The sequence below is a fragment of the Tsukamurella strandjordii genome, from assembly GCF_039525985.1.
Classification (GTDB): Bacteria; Actinomycetota; Actinomycetes; order Mycobacteriales; family Mycobacteriaceae; genus Tsukamurella; species Tsukamurella strandjordii.
On the sequence record NZ_BAAAII010000005.1, the window covers coordinates 454,603 to 473,166 of the forward strand.

18 protein-coding genes are annotated in these 18,564 nt (G+C 70.1%); 3 read left to right on the plus strand and 15 right to left on the minus strand.

Going from position 1 to position 18,564, the window contains the following annotated elements; translation table 11 throughout:
- Nucleotides 1–7: 7 nt before the first annotated feature.
- Genes ABD108_RS11250 through ABD108_RS11270 form a run of 5 tightly spaced genes read right to left on the minus strand, consistent with a single transcriptional unit; the run spans nucleotide 8 to nucleotide 4,931 of the window.
- On the minus strand, nucleotides 8–607 hold the full coding sequence (locus ABD108_RS11250; protein ID WP_343930324.1) for an RBBP9/YdeN family alpha/beta hydrolase: 600 nt from the start codon (nucleotides 605–607) through the stop codon (nucleotides 8–10).
- A complete protein-coding gene (locus ABD108_RS11255; protein WP_425579777.1) occupies nucleotides 604–1,944 on the minus strand; it encodes an MFS transporter in 1,341 nt (446 codons plus the stop codon). Before ABD108_RS11255 ends, ABD108_RS11250 begins: the two co-directional genes overlap by 4 nt.
- A 13-nt stretch (nucleotides 1,945–1,957) precedes the next feature.
- Nucleotides 1,958–3,010 (minus strand): beta-keto acid cleavage family enzyme, encoded by a 1,053-nt coding sequence (locus tag ABD108_RS11260; RefSeq protein WP_220659029.1) that lies wholly within the window; start codon nucleotides 3,008–3,010, stop codon nucleotides 1,958–1,960.
- 35 nt (nucleotides 3,011–3,045) lie between these two features.
- Complete coding sequence (locus tag ABD108_RS11265; protein ID WP_343930326.1) at nucleotides 3,046–3,927, minus strand: TauD/TfdA dioxygenase family protein; 882 nt, start codon at nucleotides 3,925–3,927, stop codon at nucleotides 3,046–3,048.
- Between the two features lie 23 nt (nucleotides 3,928–3,950).
- Nucleotides 3,951–4,931, minus strand: coding sequence for a quinone oxidoreductase family protein (locus ABD108_RS11270; protein WP_343930327.1), 981 nt, complete (start codon nucleotides 4,929–4,931; stop codon nucleotides 3,951–3,953).
- Between the two features lie 139 nt (nucleotides 4,932–5,070).
- Between ABD108_RS11270 and ABD108_RS11275 the strand changes: the two genes are divergently transcribed.
- The 3 genes from ABD108_RS11275 to ABD108_RS11285 all read left to right on the plus strand — a co-directional run bounded on the left by ABD108_RS11275 (nucleotide 5,071) and on the right by ABD108_RS11285 (nucleotide 9,398).
- Complete coding sequence (locus ABD108_RS11275; protein ID WP_343930328.1) at nucleotides 5,071–6,075, plus strand: AraC family transcriptional regulator; 1,005 nt, start codon at nucleotides 5,071–5,073, stop codon at nucleotides 6,073–6,075.
- A gap of 75 nt (nucleotides 6,076–6,150) precedes the next feature.
- A complete protein-coding gene (locus ABD108_RS11280) occupies nucleotides 6,151–7,398 on the plus strand; it encodes a bifunctional glycosyltransferase family 2/GtrA family protein (RefSeq protein WP_220659033.1) in 1,248 nt (415 codons plus the stop codon).
- A complete protein-coding gene (locus tag ABD108_RS11285; protein WP_343930329.1) occupies nucleotides 7,395–9,398 on the plus strand; it encodes a glycosyltransferase family 39 protein in 2,004 nt (667 codons plus the stop codon). The genes ABD108_RS11280 and ABD108_RS11285 overlap by 4 nt, the downstream gene beginning before the upstream one ends.
- On the opposite strand, the gene ruvB is transcribed toward ABD108_RS11285, so the two are convergent.
- The 10 genes from ruvB to ABD108_RS11335 form a co-directional block, all read right to left on the minus strand.
- Nucleotides 9,395–10,435 carry a Holliday junction branch migration DNA helicase RuvB gene (gene ruvB, locus ABD108_RS11290; RefSeq protein ID WP_255585884.1) on the minus strand — a complete coding sequence of 347 codons (1,041 nt, stop codon included), beginning with the start codon at nucleotides 10,433–10,435 and terminating at the stop codon, nucleotides 9,395–9,397. The genes ABD108_RS11285 and ruvB overlap by 4 nt on opposite strands.
- 57 nt (nucleotides 10,436–10,492) lie before the next feature.
- Nucleotides 10,493–11,092, minus strand: a complete 600-nt coding sequence (gene ruvA, locus ABD108_RS11295; protein ID WP_220659036.1) for a Holliday junction branch migration protein RuvA — start codon at nucleotides 11,090–11,092, stop codon at nucleotides 10,493–10,495.
- On the minus strand, nucleotides 11,089–11,673 hold the full coding sequence (ruvC, locus tag ABD108_RS11300) for a crossover junction endodeoxyribonuclease RuvC (RefSeq protein ID WP_305110748.1): 585 nt from the start codon (nucleotides 11,671–11,673) through the stop codon (nucleotides 11,089–11,091). The genes ruvA and ruvC overlap by 4 nt, the downstream gene beginning before the upstream one ends.
- Nucleotides 11,674–11,754: 81 nt before the next feature.
- Nucleotides 11,755–13,458 (minus strand): VanW family protein, encoded by a 1,704-nt coding sequence (locus ABD108_RS11305; RefSeq protein ID WP_255585811.1) that lies wholly within the window; start codon nucleotides 13,456–13,458, stop codon nucleotides 11,755–11,757.
- A 71-nt stretch (nucleotides 13,459–13,529) separates the two neighbouring features.
- Nucleotides 13,530–14,285, minus strand: a complete 756-nt coding sequence (locus ABD108_RS11310) for a YebC/PmpR family DNA-binding transcriptional regulator (protein WP_220659038.1) — start codon at nucleotides 14,283–14,285, stop codon at nucleotides 13,530–13,532.
- A gap of 45 nt (nucleotides 14,286–14,330) precedes the next feature.
- The gene (locus ABD108_RS11315) at nucleotides 14,331–15,725 is read right to left on the minus strand and encodes a WS/DGAT/MGAT family O-acyltransferase (RefSeq protein ID WP_220659039.1); all 1,395 of its coding nucleotides are present in this window, start codon (nucleotides 15,723–15,725) and stop codon (nucleotides 14,331–14,333) included.
- A 90-nt stretch (nucleotides 15,726–15,815) separates the two neighbouring features.
- The gene (gene pdxT / locus ABD108_RS11320; protein ID WP_220659040.1) at nucleotides 15,816–16,421 is read right to left on the minus strand and encodes a pyridoxal 5'-phosphate synthase glutaminase subunit PdxT; all 606 of its coding nucleotides are present in this window, start codon (nucleotides 16,419–16,421) and stop codon (nucleotides 15,816–15,818) included.
- A 20-nt stretch (nucleotides 16,422–16,441) separates the two neighbouring features.
- Nucleotides 16,442–17,266: an acyl-CoA thioesterase gene (locus ABD108_RS11325; RefSeq protein WP_220659041.1), complete on the minus strand. Its 825-nt coding sequence runs from the start codon at nucleotides 17,264–17,266 to the stop codon at nucleotides 16,442–16,444.
- Nucleotides 17,267–17,286: 20 nt separating this feature from the next.
- Nucleotides 17,287–18,099: a PP2C family protein-serine/threonine phosphatase gene (locus tag ABD108_RS11330; protein WP_220659042.1), complete on the minus strand. Its 813-nt coding sequence runs from the start codon at nucleotides 18,097–18,099 to the stop codon at nucleotides 17,287–17,289.
- Nucleotides 18,096–18,564 (minus strand): FHA domain-containing protein (locus ABD108_RS11335; protein ID WP_343930330.1); only part of this gene is annotated, 469 nt, incomplete at its 5' end. The genes ABD108_RS11335 and ABD108_RS11330, both read right to left, overlap by 4 nt.

The following is an 18,564-nucleotide window of genomic DNA, read 5'->3' on the forward strand; positions in this document are numbered from 1 at the left end:
ATGCGTGTCACGGCATCGTCACGATCTCCGCTCGCTGCGCGACCTCGGCCACCAGGTCGGACACGAGCCGCCATTCGCCGTATCCGGACGCGGGGTTGAGGTGTCCGGCATCGCCCAGGTCCTCCAGGCGACTGCCCCATACTTCGGCGAGCCCGGCCGTGGTCCGGTACCGCGCGAGCGGATCGGTGCGGCTCGCCGCGAGCACGGAGGGAAAGGGCAACCGCCCCCGAGGAATCGGCTCCCACCCCGCCGCCGCCAATTCGGACGGTTGTGGGTGGGGCTCGGGCCAGGCCACCCCGAAATCCGGAGGCGTGGCGAGAACGGCGCCGGCGACCTTCCCCACCGTCGGGTCGGCGGGTTCGCGCGAGGCCACCCAGTGCGCCACGGTGAGCACGCCCGCGCTGTGCGCCATTAGGATCACGGGCCCGTCCGCCGCGGCCACGGTCTCTGCGAGCAGACGGGTCCGGACCGCGAGATCGTGCCAGTCGGACCGGTCCGGGAAGGGGACGGCGACCGCCCGCTCCACCCGGGCCGCGTACCGCTCCTGCCAGTGCTCCGGCGTGGGGCCGCGCAGGCCGGGCACGATGACGACGGTGGCCGCGGTCATCGCGCACCCGCCGCGTCGAGGGCGCGCAGCCGCGCGACGCCGCGCGGGTGCAGCCGCTTGCCCGCGATCATGATCAGCACGGCCGGGACGTACACGATCGGCGCCAGGCGCAGCGCGCCCATGAGACCGAGGTGGTCCGCGAGCACCCCGATCAGGATCGGCGCGAGCGCCAGACCGAGCAGGTTGTTGGCGAGAGTCAGTGTTCCCATCGCCGAGGCCTGAACCGAGCTGTGGGTGAGGGATGCGACGGTGGCCGCCGCGACGCCCGACGTCCCCGCCGCGAAGAAGGCCCCGATCCCCAGCAGCGCGAGCTGCCCCGCGCCGATCGGTAGGCGGAAGGCCACCATGAGTGCGGCGAAGGCGATCACGCAGTACGCGATACCGAGCGTCCACTTGCGGGTCGCGTCGCCCTGGCTGCACCGATCGGCGATGTAGCCGCACACCACCATTCCCGTTCCCACCAGCATGACGAAGGCCGCTGCCATGCCACCGGCACGATCCACTGCCAGGTGGTGTTCCTCCTTGAAGAACGTTGGTAGCCAGGTGAGCAGGACGGCTGCCATGAACATCTGCAGGCCGCTGCCGATGTACGCGCAGAGCACTGGCGGGTTGGTGAAAAGGCTGGTGAGTGGCGCTCGGGTGATGCGCTCCACGGAGCCCGCGCCCGCATCGGCCGCATCGCAGACCCGGTGTTCGCGCACGCGGCGTTCGGTGACCACCGCCTTGAACGCGGCCACCAGCAGCAGCCCCAGTACGGCCATCGCGCCGAGTGACCAGCGCCAGCCGAAGTGCACGGCGATGAGGCCGCCGAGCCCGGTACCGATCATGGTGCCGAACGAGCCGCCGGCCATGAACGAGGCAGACAGTGCGGCGTGCACGCGGGGCGCGAACAGGCTGAGCACCAGGGCGATTCCGACGCTCCCGTACGCGGCTTCACCGACACCGACCACGAATCGCGCTGCCAGGAGTTGCTCGTAGTTCTGCGCGAAGGCACAGGCGAGGGTGGCGATCGACCACAGCACCGCCATCACCACCAGGCTGCGCACGCGCCCGCACCGGTCGGCGAGGATCGACACCGGCAGCGTCAGCACTCCCACCATGAGGGCGACCACGGAGATGAGCGAACCCTGTTGCGCCTTGTCGAGATGCAGTTCCTGCCCGAGCGGCACGAAGACGGCGGCCAGCACCTGCCGGGACATGTAGTCCGACAGCAGTAGTGCGAACGCGAGCGTGAAGACGATCCACGGGTAGATCCGCCGGCGGGACCGCGCGGGTCCCGCCGACGCATCGCCGTCGGCGTCCTCCAGGTCACCCGGACGGGTGGTCATGAGGGCCATGCTCGTCCACCCGTCACGCGTGCTGAGTGAAACCGAGCTGACCGGGCTGCCGGTTGGGCGCGTAGCCCACCTTCGCCAGGGTCTCCTCGACGGACGAGTACTGCTGTCCGATGCGGTAGATGTCGCGCGCCTCCTTGCCGGTGGCGACGTCCCTGCCGAGCTCGTCGCTGATCCGCACGAGCTGCTTGACCTGGTCGACGGACGTGATCTTCTCGCCCGGGCGGCCCCAGATGGTGTCCTCGTTGCCGCACCGGGTGTGCAGCCCCATCGCGATGGCCATCGTGTTGACGGGAAGTACCGAGCGCATGAGGGTTTCGAGGGTCAAGACGGCCCCGTCGGGCACCCGGTTGATGAAGTTCATGATGTTGTACGGGTTGGGGCCGTCGAAGCCGCCGCCGATGCCCACCCAGGTGAGGTTCAGCGGCCCCATGTACGTGCCGCGGCGAATGAGCCGCTCAACGGTCTCCAGCTGCGGGATCGACGACAGCTGGAAGTGCGGCTGGATCCCGTTGGCGGACAGCCTGCGCAGATGCTCCTCGACCCACGCCGGGCCGGCGGGCACCGTCATCTCACGGTAGGTGTCGTAGAGCTCGGGGCGCTCCATGGAGGTGCCCGCGATATCGCCCGCGGTCATCAGTTCCATGATGTTCATCTGGCTGGTGTTGATGGCGATGGTCACCTGGTCGGGCTTCGGATCCAGTTCCGCCAGCATGTGACGGGTATCGTCCGAGAGCCATTTCGCCTCGGCGCCTTCGCCTTCGGGTGCGAAGGAGATGGAGCCACCCACCTGCAGGATCATGTCCGGCACGGCCTCGCGCAGTCCGACGAGCAGCTCGTTGAACTTCGACAGTCGTTTGCTGCCCTTGCCGTCCAGCTCCCGGACGTGGATGTGCAGCACGGTCGCACCGGCCTCGTAGCAGTCCACGGCCTGCTGGACGTGCTGCTCGATGCTCAGCGGGAGGTCCTCGGGGAAGTCGTCGACCTCCCACTCGGGGCCGTACGGCGCAACGGTGATGACCTGCTTCTCCTGGACCTCGGGAAAAAGGGCGTCGTCGTGGAAGTGCATGGGGTTCTCCTTGAATCGGTGGGGCTGAGGTGATGTCAGTACGGTCGATCGCCGACGATGCCGGCGCGTTCCATGCGGCGGACCGCGGGCCAGTAGTCCTGCACCGCGTAGTGCTGGGTGCAGCGGTTGTCCCAGATGGCGAAGCTGTTCTCGGTCCAGCGCCAGCGCACCTGGAACTCGGGGACGGAGGCCTGCCGGGTGAGGTAGTGCAGCAGTTCCGCTGCGCCGGGGGCGTAGTCGTAGCCGAAGCGCACGTTCTCGGGAGTGTGGAAGTTGGTGAGGTGCGTGGCGAAGGCGTTGACGAACAGGATCTTCTCGCCCGTCTCGGGGTGGGTGCGCACCACCGGGTGCTCGGCGTCGGGGAATCGGGCGTGCAGCGCCGCGCGCTGATCGGCGGGCATCGCGGCGCCGAAACTGGCCTCGATGGAGTGCCGTGCGCGCAGGCCCTCGATCCGCCCTTTGATGTCCATCGGGAGCGCCTCGTACGCGGCCACCATGTCGACCCAGATCGTGTCGCCGCCCACGTCGGGGCCCTCGACGCAGCGCAGCACGGAGCCGAAGGGCGGGTTCTCCCGCCAGGTGGCGTCGCAGTGGAAGGCGTTCTCGTAGTGCTCCGGCGGGCTGTCGAGGTCCTTGTAGATGCGGACGAGGCCGGGGTGTTCGGGATCGCTGCCGACGACGGGATGGTCCTCGAGGTCGCCGAAGCGGCGCGCGAGCGCCACGTGATCGGCGCGGCTGATCGGCTGATCGCGCACGAACAGCACCTTGTGCGCGAGGAGCAACGCCCTCAGTTCGGCGAACAGCGCATCGTCGTGGGCGACCTCGGCGAGATCGACGTCGTGCAGTTCGGCTCCGAGGTGGGCGGTGAGCCGTTCGGCGCGGAGCCGGCCAGCGGCGGGTGCGGTGGTGACAGTCATGGTGATGCCTGCTTCCGGTGCGGTTACGGGATGAGGATCGAGGAGCCGGTGAGGGCCCCGGATTCGAGATCGGCGTGCGCGCGGGCCGCCTCGGCGAGCGGATAGCTCTGCCCGATCGGGATCTCGATCCGGCCGGCGGCGATGTGCCCGAACAGCTCTCCGGCGAGGTCGGCCCGTTCGGCGGGGTCGGCGATGTAGTCGGCGAGCGCCGGGCGGGTGATGAACAGGGAGCCCTTGATCGCCAGTTGCATAGCGTCGATGGGCGGGATCGGACCGGAAGAGGTGCCGAAGCACACCAGGAGGCCCCTGCGCGCGAGCGAGTCGATCGAGGCCTGGAAGGTCGCGGCGCCGATGCTGTCGAGGACCACCGGAACCCCGGCTCCGCCGGTGATCTCGCGGACGCGGGCGGCGGTGTCCTCGCTCCGGTAGTGGACGATGTGGTCGACGCCGTGCGCACGGGCCACCTCGGCCTTCTCCGGCGTGGACACGGTGCCGATCACGGTCAGCCCCAGGAGTTTGGCCCACTGGGCGACGATGAGGCCCACGCCCCCGGCGGCGGCGTGCAACAGGATGGTGTCGCCGGGGCGGTAGGGATGAATGCGCCGCATGAGGTAGGCCGCGGTGAGGCCGCGCATCGTGCAGGCGGCGGCGGTGGCGAGGTCGACCCCGTCCGGCACGGGGATGAGATGTCGCGCGGGCAGCACGAACTCGGTGCTGTAGGCGCCGAGCGGGCTGCCGGTGTAGGTGTAGGTGACCCGGTCACCCACGGCGAAGTCCTCGACATCGGGGCCGATGGCGTCGATCGTGCCCGCGGCCTCGACGCCCATGCCGTTCGGGAGCGGCACCGGGTACAGGCCCGTGCGGTAGTAGATGTCGGCGAAGTTCAGGCCGACGGCCTCATGCCGGATCCGCACCTCGCCGGCATCCGGCTCGCGGGTCGGCACGGCCTCGTACCGCAGCACCTCGGGGCCTCCGGTCTCGTGGAAGCGGATTGCGTTCGCCATGGGGTCCTCTCTGGGTCGACACCGAATGTGATGAAGACGACGGTAGGACGCCCGGGGCGGCTATTCTGTTCTTGCCGGGACGCGAAACTGTTCATGTCGAGACAGTGAGGTGATTGCGATCACACTGACGAGTCCTCGGGTGCCACTCGCCCGCTACGCCTCGCTGGCCAACTACGTGGACCTGACCACGCGGTTGGGCGCCGATCCGCGGACCCTGCTGCGTGATGCCGGCCTCGACCCCGGCGGCGTCGCGGTGCAGGACCGCTGGGTACCTGCCGCTGCCGTGACCGATCTGCTCGAACGGACCGCGGAGATCACCGGGCGCGACGATCTCGGTCTCCGCCTCGCCGAACTGAGACGGTTGTCCCACCTCGGCCCGCTGAGCCTGGTACTCCGCGAGGAACCGGACGTCCGCAGCGCACTGCAGATGCTGATCCGTCACGAGCGGATGTACAACGAGGCCCTGCACACCCGGCTCACCGTCGCCGACGGGATCGCGACCGTGCGCATCGATCTGCACCTCGATCGCCCCGCACCCGACCGGCAGGCGGTCGACCTGGCCGTCGGCGTGATCCACGCGCTCCTGCGGGAACTGTTGGGCGGTACGTGGACTCCCCTGTCGGTGTTCTTCGCCCACCCCGCGCCCCGTCACGACGCCACCGCCCGCCGGATGTTCGGCGGCGCGGTCCGCTACGACGCCGACGGGCACGGCGTCAGCCTCTACGAGAGCGACCTGGACCGCCCCACCGCCACCTCGGATCCGCAGCTGCGCGAGTACACCAGACGGTTCCTCAGCACGACGGACGGGGACACCCGCAGCGACCATGTCCAGCGCACACGGCAACTGGTCGATCTGCTGCTCCCCACGGGGCGGTGCTCCGCCGAGCAAGTGGCACGCAGCCTCGGCGTCGACCGGCGGACGGTGCATCGGCGCCTGGCCGCAGAGGGCACCACCTTCTCCGCGGTCGTCGACGAGGCCCGATCCACGCTCGCGCGCCACCTGGTGTCCGGGCGGCGCTACTCGTTCACCGAGATCTCGGTGATTCTCGCCTTCTCCAGCCCGTCGAACTTCTCCCGCTGGTTCCGCGGCAGGTTCGGCGTCACGCCGCGGGATTGGCGGAACGCGACGCCCCGGCCGCGGTGAGCCCTGGTCCTGTTCCCAGCGATCCCACAGATCCACCGCAGGGCTACGGCAGCCGAGCGCCCGAGTCTCGTCTTCATGACAACCGAGACCGCCCCCGACCGCATGGGCCCGGCCGCCGCCCGATCTCCCGAGGGAGCACCGTCCGGCGCCCCCGTCCTCGACATCGTGGTCCCCGTGTACAACGAGGCCCACTCCCTCGCGCACTGCGTGGAGACCCTGCACGCCTACCTCGCCGACTCACTGCGCATCCCCGCCCGGATCACCATCGCCGATAACGCCAGTACCGATGACACACTGCGGGTGGCGCACGCGCTCGCAGGAGCGATCGACGGCGTGCGCGTGGTGCACCTGGACGCCAAGGGCCGGGGCCGGGCACTGCGCCGGGTGTGGTCGGACTCCGACGCCCAGGTGCTGGTCTACATGGACGTGGATCTGTCCACCGATCTCAACGCGCTGTTCCCGCTCGTCGCTCCGCTGCTGTCCGGACACAGCGACCTCGCCATCGGCACCCGGCTCGGCCGCGGTGCGCGGGTGACGCGGGGGCCCAAGCGGGAGTTCATCTCCCGCGGCTACAACCTGCTCCTGCACACCGCGCTGCGAGTGCGGTTCTCCGATGCGCAGTGCGGGTTCAAGGCGATCCGCACCGACGTCGCGCGACAACTGCTCCCGCTGGTGCAGGACGGCGAGTGGTTCTTCGACACCGAGCTGCTGGTGCTCGCCGAGCGGGCCGGGCTACGCATCCACGAGGTCCCCGTGGACTGGACCGACGACCCCGACAGTCGCGTGGACATCGCGGACACCGTGGCCAAGGACCTGCGCGGCATGGCGCGGGTCGGCCGGGCGCTGGCCGCGGGCCGGCTTCCCCTCGACGATGTGCGCCGGGCACTCGGCCGCGACGAACCGGAGATCGCCGGGGTACCGCACGGCATGGTCGGCCAGCTCGCGCGGTTCGCGATGATCGGCGTGGCCAGCACCGTGGCCTACGCCCTGCTCTACCTGCTGCTGCACTCTGCTATCGGGGCGCAGGCCGCGAACTTCACCGCCCTGCTGATCACCGCCGTCGGCAACATCGCGGCCAACCGCGCGTTCACGTTCGGCGTCCGCGGCCGCGAGGGAGCCGTGCGGCACCACACCCAGGGGCTCGTCGTCTTCCTGGTCACCTGGGCGCTCACCGCCGGCAGCCTGGCACTGCTCGCGAGCGCCGCCCCCGGCGCCTCCCGCGAGGTACAACTGGCGGTGCTGGTGATCGCCAACCTGGTGGCCACGGTGCTGCGCTTCGTGGGTATGCGCCTGATCTTCCGCACCGCCGGAGCCGCCGCGTGACGCGACTGCAGGAACGCGCGGCCGTCGCCGTCCTCCTGGTGGGGACGGCGGTCGCGTACATCTGGGGCCTCGGTCGGGCGGGCTGGGCCAATGCCTTCTACGCTGCGGCGGTCCAGGCGGGCACCGTGAGCTGGAAGGCCATGTTCTTCGGCAGCTCGGACGGCGCGAACTCGATCACCGTGGACAAGCCGCCCGCCTCGCTGTGGGTGATGGAACTCTCCACCCGCGTCTTCGGCGTGAACTCGTGGGCGATGCTCATCCCCCAGGCGCTGCTCGGAGTGGCCTCGGTGGCACTGCTGTACGCCACCGTGCGCCGGCGGTTCGGCGCCCTCGCGGGTCTGCTCGCCGGGCTGATCCTGGCGGTGACGCCGGTGGCCGCCATGATGTTCCGGTTCAACAATCCGGACGCGCTCCTGGTGCTGGTGATGATCGCCGCCACGTGGGCGATGCTGCGGGCCGTGGAGGACGGCCGGTGGCGGTGGCTGATCGCGTGCGGGGCGTTCGTCGGGGTCGGATTCCTCACCAAGCAGCTCGCGGTGATGCTGATCGTGCCCGGGCTGGCGCTCACCTATCTGATCGCCGGGCCCCCGCGCCTACGGACCCGGATCGCCCAGGTGTTCGCCGCGGGCGCCGCGATGGTGGTCGGCGCGGGCTGGTGGTTGCTCACCGTGGAGTTGTGGCCCGCCGCATCCAGGCCGTGGATCGGCGGCTCACAAAGCAATTCGATTCTGGAGCTCACGCTGGGCTACAACGGACTCGGGCGGCTCAACGGGAACGAGAAGGGCAGCGTGGGTCCCGGCCGCGGCGGCATGGAGCCGCCCCCGGGATTCGAGCTGCCCGCCGGGATGGACCTGCCCGGGGGCAGGGGCGGAGGCATGTTCGGCGACGCCGGAATCCTGCGGATGTTCCAGCCCGCCCAAGCCGGACAGATCGCCTGGCTGCTCCCCGCGGCGCTCATCGCGATCGCGGTGGTGCTGGTACTGCGCCGCCGCGCGCCCCGTACGGACGGCGATCGTGCAGCGGTGATCGCCTGGGGCGGTTGGTTGCTGGTCACGGGCCTCACGTTCAGCTTCATGGCGGGCATCTTCCACGCGTACTACACGGTGGCCCTCGCGCCCGCCATCGCCGCGCTCGTGGCGATCGGGGTGGCGGTGGGCTGGCGGGAACGGCAGGTCCCCTGGGTGCGTGTGACAGCGGCCCTCGCCGTGGCGTCCACCGGGGCCACCGGCTGGTACATCCTCGATCAGACGCCGAACTGGAATCCCTGGCTGCGGTGGACGATCGCGGCGGCGGCGCTCGTGGGGACGGTGGCCCTGCTGGCCACACTGCTTCCCTCGGCGAGACGATCCCGACGGCTCGCCGGCCTGATCGCGGCGGCGTCCGTGTTCGTGGGCCTCGCAGGGCAGGTGGCGTTCACCGCGGAGACCATCGCAACACCGCGCCAGGGCGCCATCGTCTCGGCGGGGCCCTCGAGCGGCCACGGCTTCGGGCCGGGAGGCGGCAAGGGGCGCGCGGACCACGCCGCCGCACAACGCGGCCCCGGCGGCCCCGGCGGCCCCGGCGGTCCGGGTGGTCCGGGTGGTCCGGGCGGGCGGAGCGACGGCGCCGAGCGGTCCGGGACCGGCGGCGGACCGTCGTTCCTCATGGGCAGCACGGCCGGTCCCGAGGTGACCGCTCTGCTGTCGCGGGACGCCGACCGGTACACCTGGGTGGCGGCGACGGTGGGCGCGAACGCCGCGGCGGGCTATCAGCTGGCCACCGGGAAGCCGGTGATGCCGATCGGCGGCTTCAACGGCACCGATCCGTCCCCCACGCTGGCGCAGTTCCAGCAGTACGTGGCCGAGGGCAAGATCCACTACTTCTTCACCGAATCCGGTGAGGGTTTCGGGGGATTCGGCGGCACGGGAACGGCCGCGGAGATCCGTTCGTGGGTCGAGAAGACCTACGCGGCGCGCACCGTCGACGGGGTGACGCTCTACGACCTGGCTCCGCAGCGCTAGAACAGGCGCTCGTCGCCGGCATCGAAGTCGCCCCGGACCTCGATGCCGGAGGCGAGCGCACCCGCCGGGGGTTCGAGCCCGAGGTGGTGCCAGGCCGCCATGGTGGCGACGCGGCCGCGGGGCGTGCGGGCGAGCATGCCGGCGCGCACCAGGAAGGGCTCGCACACCTCCTCGACGGTGCCGGGTTCCTCACCGACCGCGACCGCCAGGGTGGAAACGCCCACGGGTCCACCGCCGAAGCTGCGGATCAGGGCGCCGAGCACGGCCCGGTCCAGGCGGTCGAGACCGAGCTCGTCGACGTCGTAGACCTTGAGCGCGCCGCGCGCCACCTCGACGGTCACCACGCCGTCGGCACGGACATCGGCGAAATCGCGGACCCGGCGGAGCAGCCGGTTGGCGATGCGCGGGGTGCCGCGGGAGCGGCTCCCGATCTCCGCCGCGGCCTCCCCCACGATCTCGATGCCCAGGATCCTCGCGCTGCGCTCGATCACCCGCACCAGATCGTCGGTGCCGTAGAAGTCCATGTGCGCGGTGAACCCGAAGCGGTCGCGCAGCGGCCCGGTGAGCGCACCGGACCGGGTCGTGGCGCCCACCAGGGTGAACGGCGCCACATCGAGCGGGATGGACGTGGCGCCCGGCCCCTTCCCCACCACCACGTCCACTCGGAAATCCTCCATCGCGAGGTAGAGCATCTCCTCGGCCGGGCGGGCCATCCGATGGATCTCGTCGATGAACAGGACATCGCCCTCGACCAGGTTGGACAGCATGGCCGCGAGATCGCCCGCGCGTTCCAAGGCCGGCCCCGAGGTCACCCGCAGCGCCGTTCCGAGCTCGGCGGCGATGATCATCGCGAGGCTGGTCTTGCCCAGGCCGGGCGGGCCGGACAGCAGGATGTGGTCGGGGGTTCCGCCGCGCTTGCGGGCGCCGTGCAGCACGAGTTGGAGCTGCTCGCGCACCTTGGGCTGGCCGATGAACTCGTCGAGCGACTTCGGGCGCAGCGAATCGGAATCGTCGCCGGACAAGGGCGCCGGGCCCATCAGGCCCGAGACCTCGTCATCGAACTCGCTGCCGACCTCGTCGTCGTACTCCACGCGCTAGCCCCTCCCCAGGGACTTCAGCGCATCGCGCAGCAGCTCGGACACCGGCTTGTCGGGCCCCGCCTCGATCGCCGCGGTGACGGCGGGCTCGGCCTGCTTCGGCGTGAATCCCAGTCCCTCCAGCGCGTCCAGCAACTGCTGGCCGACTCCGCCCGGAACCGCCGTCGACCCGGCGGCGGTGCCGGTGGACGTGGTGGGCGCGGCCACCTTGTCCTTGAGCTCGACGTGGATCCGCTCGGCGACACGCTTGCCGATACCGGGGATCAAGCACAACGTCTTGATGTCACCCGAGGCGATCGCGGTCTGCATCTGGGCCGGTTCGAGCACGGCGATGGCGGCCATGGCCAACCGCGGCCCCACCCCCTGCACGGTCTGCAGCAGGTGGAACAGCTCCTGCTGCGGGGAATCGGTGAAGCCGTACAGCGTCATCGAGTCCTCGCGCACCACCATCGAGGTGAGCAGCGAGCCCTCGGCCCCGCGCGTGAGCGCACCCGCGGTGGCGGGCGCCACCAGCACCTTGTAGCCGACACCCGCGCACTCGACCACCACGTGATCGAGACCGATGTGCCGTACCTCGCCGCGCAGCGACGCGATCATCGCACTCCTCCTGTGACACGACCCGCGCGACGCTGCGCAGCGAGCCGCTGTTCGAAGACCTTCTTCTGTTCCGCCGCACGGCGTTCCGCTTCCGCCATCCGCGCGATCATCGGCGCCCGCCAGCTGTGACAGACGGCGAGCGCAAGAGCATCGGCCGCGTCGGCGGGCTCCGGGGCCTTCTGCAGCCCCAGGATCTTGGTGATCATCGCGGTCACCTGCGCCTTGCCCGCGTTGCCGTTGCCGGTGACGGCCGCCTTGACCTCCGACGGGGTGTGGAAGTGCACGGCGATGCCCCGCCGGGCCGCGGCCAGGGCGACTACGCCGCCGGCCTGCGCGGTACCCATCGCGGTGGACACGTTGTGCTGCGCGAAGACCCGCTCCACGGCGATCACATCGGGTTCGTGGGTATCCATCCAGAACTCCGCCGCGGTCCACACCGCCAAGAGGCGTTCCGGCAGCGGCATGGTGGACGGTGTCCGCACCACGTCCACATCGAGCGCAGTGACCTTGCGGCCCGCGCCCGTCTCGACCACGGAGAGGCCGCAACGGGTGAGACCGGGGTCCACCCCCATCACCCGCATCGCGCACCTCCGTCGAACAGTCAAACCTTTGTTCGAGAGCCTACCCTGCATCCCGCGGAAGCAGGACGCGGACACGCGCGTCTACTCGCAGATGACGGTGGGCACCGGGTCGTACTTCACCGTGCGGGTGTGCCTCGAGATCACGGACCCCGAGCGCGCATCGGTGATGACACGGGTGTTGCTGGTGGTGAACCCGGGCTGTCCCGTGCTGGCGACGCAGTGCGGGCCCTTCGCCAACCGGATGGTCGAGGGCTCGGTGGGCAGCGAGCGCTGCCCCTTGATCGACTCGACCGAGCGCGTCTTGGTACTCCACATCCGCACCGTGACCGAGGAGGCGCCCGCGCTGGACTCGATGACCACGCCGTACGGGGTGTCGTTCGTGAACTTCAGGTCGATCGCACCCTCGTACACGGTGGCCTCCCGCGCCTCGGGGTACCGCGAGATGTAATAGCTGTGCTCGGTGTGGCCCGCGTCCGCGAGACCGGCGAAGTACGCGGCGTTGTAGAGCGTGGTGGCGAACTGCGAGATGCCGCCGCCCACGGCCTTATCGGGCCGGCCGTTGTTGATGATGCCCGACTCCACGTAGCCCTGCGCGGTGCCGCGGGGCCCGGTGTAGCCGTTGAGCGAGAAGGTCTCCCCGGGCAGCACGACTGCACCGTTGACCTGCTGCGCCACCCGGCGGATGTTCACGCCGGACGCGTCGCTGAAGCCGCCGGTGGTGAACTCGCTCACCACCTCCTTGACGCCCAGTTCGTTGGCCCGCTTGGTGGTGATCTTCGGTTCCACCGTCTTGAACTGCGCCGTCGCCGCGCGGTCGGCCTCGGCGCGCTGGTTCACCGCGCGGGCCACCGCGTCGATGGTGGGATCCCAGACGACCTCGCTGCCGGGCACCGCGGCCGTCACCGTCGGCGCTCCACCGGACAGCGTGAACGACGCGTCCTTGGGCTTGGAGACCGCCGATTCGAGCCGGGTGCCGAGCACCTTGCGCGCGGCGTCCCGGTCCACCGTCGCCTTCAGCTGGCCGTCACCATCGGGCTGGTACGACAGGAAGGTCCCGATGTCGTCGCCCGTGAGCCGGCCGACGGTGCTGGCCTCCGTGTTCGGCGCACCGTCCTTGCGGAGCACCACGGCCGACGAGACGGCACGCGTCGCCGCGCCCGACGCGACCGAGCGCACCATCTGCTCGGAGACCGTCGGCCGGACGTTCTCGGTGGGGATGTCCACCTCGGTGGTGTCGGGCCACGCGGCGAGCACGGCGTCGGCCGCCTTGCCCATGTCGATGCGATCGCCGGGCTTGGGCAACACCGGGACCGGCTTGCCGTCCCGGAAGATCACCGCGCCGTCGCCGGCGGCGGAGGTCAGCTTCTCCGTCGAACCGCCCAGCGCCGCGTCGAACTTGGTGCGATCGAGCGTCGACTCGGGGTGCACGTGCCGTTGCCGGACGTAGCCGATCAGGTCGCGCGCGGGATTGCGGTCCCGAATCGCCTGCTCGACGGTGCCCTCGACATCCATCTTCAACCCGAGTTGCTCGGGGGTGAACTGCACGGAACCCTTGTCGGTGCGGAGCGTGACCTTGGCATCGTCGGCCTTATCGGCCGCCGGCGCCAGGCGGGCGATCGCGTCGGTCCGCCCGATCCCGCCGAACTCGACGCCCAGCGCGGTGGCGCCGTGCACGGTCTCCGCGCGCCCGTTCTCCCAGACCGCGGCCCCGCCCGCACCGAGCAGCAGCGCTCCGACCACGGCCAGAGCGGAGGCACGGCGCAGCGAGGTTCGTGTCCGATTCACAATCTGAGAATATCCTGACGCTTCAGTACCGCACAGTAGGGGCGATGCAGAACGGCAATCCTTCCGGGCCGTCAGTCCTCGTCGAGCTCGGCCAGGACCTCGTCCGGGATGTCGATGTTGGTGTACACGTTCTGCACGTCGTCGCTGTCCTCGAGCGCATCGATCAGCTTGAAGACCTTGCGCGCACCGTCGGCGTCCAGCGGCACCTCGACCGACGCGCGGAAGCCGGATTCGGCGGACTCGTAATCGATTCCGGCCTCCTGCAGCGCGGTGCGCACAGCCACCAGGTCGGTGGGCTCGGAGACGATCTCGAACTGCTCACCGAGATCGGTGACCTCTTCGGCACCGGCGTCGAGCACGGCCATGAGCACGTCGTCCTCGGACTGACCGTTCTTGTCCAGGGTCACGACGCCCTTGCGCGCGAACAGGTACGACACCGAACCGGGGTCGGCCATGTTGCCGCCGTTGCGGGTCATCGCGACGCGGACCTCGCCCGCGGCGCGGTTGCGGTTGTCGGTGAGGCACTCGATCAGGACCGCCACGCCGTTGGGGCCGTAGCCCTCGTACATGATGGTCTGCCAGTCGGCGCCGCCGGCCTCTTCGCCACCACCGCGCTTGCGGGCCCGCTCGATGTTGTCGTTGGGGACCGAGGTCTTCTTCGCCTTCTGAATGGCGTCGTAGAGCGTGGGGTTACCGTCGGGATCGCCACCACCGGTCCGCGCCGCGACCTCGATGTTCTTGATCAGCTTGGCGAACAGCTTGCCGCGCTTCGCGTCGATCGCCGCCTTCTTGTGCTTGGTGGTGGCCCATTTGGAATGGCCGCTCATCGAACCCTCGATTCAGTACTGGTGCGCTGTATCAACCCTTCGAGTTTACGTGAACGCCTTCTCCAGGTCGCTGAGCGCGTCTTCCAGGTGGTGGATGAGGCGCTGCACGTGCGGCACGGACGTGCGGCACGCCACGATGCCGAACTCCAGATTGTCGTAATTGGTGGAGATGGTGATGTTGATCGCGGAACCGTCGAGCACGATCGACGCCGGGTAGATGCCGTCGAGCCGGGACCCGTTCCAGTACATCGGGGCGCGTGGACCGGGCACGTTCGAGATCACCAGATTGAAGGGCGGCCGGGTGCGACCGGAGTAGCCGGGCAGCAAGCCCGGAGCCAGTCCGGCGATGTTGGCGGCGCTCACGGCGAGCACCTGCATCGGCGACAGCTCCCCCATCACCCGGCGAGCGGCCCGCACCGAGTCCCGCGCCATGTGCAGCCGGTCCGCGGCATCGGGGATGTCGGTGCCCAGGGTGGCGATGATGGTGCCCACCGCGTTCGAATCCGTCGAGTCGCCCTCCTTGCGGAGGTTCACCGGCACCATCGCCGTGAGCGACCGGTCGGGCAGTTCGCCGAGCTCGGCCAGGTACGAGCGCAGTGCGCCGCCGCACATCGCCAGGACCACGTCGTTGACGGTGGCTCCCGCCGCGCGCCGGATCGCGTCGATCCGCTCCAGCGAGTACGACTGGGCGACGAAGCGCCGGGCGCCGCCGATCGGGACGTTGAAGATGGTGTGCGGTGCCTGGAACGGCGCCATGTAGTCGTGATCGCGGAAGGCATTGCCCACCACCTTGAGTGAGGCCGGGACCATGCCCAGCACCTCGCCCGTGATGCCCGCGGCCTGCTTCGCCACCCCGAACGGATCGACGCCGAACAGGCCGGTCGGCTTCGCCGGGGCGGGCTCCTGCGGCTTGGCGCGCTTGCCCAGGCCCGGCTGCCAGACGACGCGCCCCTCCATGTCGTTCGGGTCCTCCGACAGCGACAGGGTCATGTACTTCAGCGCCGAGACACCGTCCACCAGCGAGTGGTGCACCTTGCTGTAGATCGCGAACCGGCCGTCCTCGAGGCCCTCGATCACCTGCAGCTCCCACATCGGGCGGTGCCGGTCGAGGAGCGTCTCGTGCCACAGCGAGACCATCTGGAACAGTTCGCGGATGCGGCCCGGCTGCGGCAGCGCGGTGTGCCGCACGTGGTAGTCGACGTCGATCGAATCGACGTCGGTCCACCAGGTGTTGCCGACGATGCCGACCGGATCGGCGGGGCGGCGCCCGAACCGACTGCTGACATCGGTGTGCGCGCGCATCGTCTCCACCACGGAGCGCACGTAATCGGGCCCGGCACCATCAGGCGGCGTGAACAACTGCAAACCGCCCACATGCATGGGATGCTCGCGCGATTCCGCCACGAGGAACATCGAATCGGTCACCGGCATGTAGCTCATGCGCGCACCCCTGTCCGTCTGCGGGGCACCGCACGCGGCCCCCACCACCTCAACACGACCCGGCAGAGGGGTGGGCACGCCCGAGACGGGTCAGCCGCGCCGAACCATGGCCACGAAGTGCTCGTGGATCCGCAGATCCCCGGTCACCTCCGGATGGAAGGATGTGGCAAGCGTCACACCCTGCTGCACTGCGACTACCGTACCCGCCGACTCGCCCGCCTCGGCAGGCACCCTGGCGAGCACGTCGACACCGTCGCCGACCCGCTCCACCCAGGGCGCACGGATGAACACGGCGCGCACCGGCGGACCGTCGATGCCCGCGACGTCGAGGTCGGTCTCGAAGGAATCCACCTGTCGGCCGAAGGCATTCCGCCGGACGGTCATATCGATCGCGGACAGGCAGCGAGCGTCCGGCCGGGTGTCGAGCACCTCCGAGGCGAGCAGGATCATCCCGGCGCACGAGCCGTACGCGGGCAGTCCGTCGGCGAGCGCGGCGCGCAGGGGGTCGTACAGGTCGAAGACGCCGAGCAGCCGGCTCATGGTGGTGGACTCGCCGCCGGGGATCACGATGCCGTCCACGGCCGCGAGATCGGCGACGGTGCGCACCGCGCTGGTGCTCGCGCCGACCTCCTCCAGCGCCCGACGGTGCTCGCGCACGTCACCCTGAAGAGCCAGAACCCCGATCCGCACAGTCACGGGTCACCAGAGTAGGTGCCCTACTTGCGGAAGCGGTGCAGGCCCTCCTGGATCACGACCGCCACGAGTGTGCCGTCGCGGGTGAAGATCCTGCCCGCGGTGAGCGCCCGTCCCCCGCCTGCCGAGGGCGAGGTCTGGTCGTAGAGCAGCCATTCGTCGGCGCGGAAGGGCCGCAGGAACCACATCGCGTGATCGAGCGACGCGACCTGGGTGTCGACGCCGGGATGTCCCACGCGCGCGGAGGTGAGCAGCGTCATGTCGCTCATGTACGCGAGCGCGCTGGTGTGGATGTTCTGATCGTCCGGCAGACGTCCGATGTGCTTGAACCACACCTGCTGATGGACCGCGCGCCCCGGGTACGGCGTGGTCTGGGACTGGTCGACGATCCGGATGTCCCAGTTGTTCCACTCCTGGATCAGCCCGCGGCTCTCCTGCGAGGCGTTGGGATCCTCCCGCGGGCTGGGGACCGTGTCCGGATCGGGTGCGGAGGGCATCTCGTCGGCGTGCTCGATGCCCTCCTGGCCGGGGAGCTGGAACGACGCCGACATGGAGAAGATCGCCTCGCCGTTCTGCACGCCGTTCACGCGGCGGGTGCAGAAGGACCGGCCGTCGCGGATGCGGTCGACGAGGAAGACGGTATCGGCATCGGGGTTGCCCGGGCGCAGGAAGTAGCCGTGCAGCGAGTGCACCTGCATCTCCTCGGGCACCGTGCTGATCGCCGAGCGCAGCGCCTGGCCGGCCACCTGGCCGCCGAAGGTGCGCACCAGGATCGACGGCGCGTGGATACCCCGGAAGATGTCGCGGTCGATCTGCTCCAGGCTCAGCAGCGCTTCGATGTCAGCCACGGAGCGTGACTCTACTCAACTCACCAGTCGTCGCCGACCGGTTCCGTCGTGGCTTCCACGACGATCACGGTGACGTTGTCCCGGCCGCCGGCGTTGAGCGCCGCGGAGACCAACTGCTCGGCGCACTCGTCGATGGGGACCTCGGATTCGAGGATCGACTGGATCTCGTCGTCGGTGAGCTCGCCGTTGAGGCCGTCCGAGCACACCAGCAGCTTCTCCTGCGGCTGCGCGGGCACGATCCAGAAATCGGCGTCGGGCTCCATACCCGCGCCCAGGGCACGGGTGATCACGTTGCGGCGCGGGTCGACCCGAGCCTGCTCGGGGCTCAGGAAGCCGCCGTTGATGAGCTCCTGAACCTGTGAGTGATCCACGGTGAGCTGCTCGAAGTAGCCCTCGGCGAGGCGGTAGGTGCGCGAGTCGCCGATGTTGACCACCAGCCAGTGCGGGACCTCCTCGTAGGTGGTGAGGAGAACGCCGGTCACGGTGGTGCCGGCGCGCTTACCGGTCTCGGAGTCGATGGCCTCGATGGTGGCGTGCGCCTGGCGCAGCCGGTCGACGACCTGCTCCATGACGACCTGCGCATCGGCCGGCTCGGGACCGAAGACCTCGGCCAGGGCCTCCAGTGCGGCGGCCGAGGCCACCTCGCCCGCGTCGTGGCCGCCCATGCCGTCGGCGAGCAGGAACATGCCCGGCCCGGTGAGCGCACCGTCCTCGTTCGTCATCCGCACGCGGCCGGGGTTGCTGATCGCGACCCACTTCATCGAGACGCCCCCCTGGGCGCCGTAGACGATCTCGGACCGCGCCGAGCCGTCTCCCATGGCTTCGGCGGTCATCCGCCGAGCACCTTGAAACTGCGCTGCCCCATATGCACGACGCTGCCCTTCTCCACGGCGTACCTGACTCCCTTGGTGAGCTCGGTCCACGAATCCTCATAGGCGATCGCGGATCCGTTCGTCGACCCTACGTCCTCGACCCACAGCTCACCGCGGGTGAGTCCGAACAACAGGTGGGTCTTGGACACCGATGCGGTGTCGTCGACGAGAACGTACTTGGTGACCTTCGATGCATCCGCACCCGGCGGGATCACCGGCTCGCGGCCGATGATTCCGTCTCCGCGCACGTCCACCGAGTGGCCGTCGTCGAAGCGCAACACGATCGGCGCACCACCGGCGGGCCGGGCGCCGGCGGAACCCGCGGTCTGCAGGGGCGACGGTGCGCTCGGGCGCTGCTGCGGCGGCACCTGCGGCGCCGGGCCCGCGGGGCGCGGCGGGGCGGCCTGCGGCGGCGGTCCCTGGCGG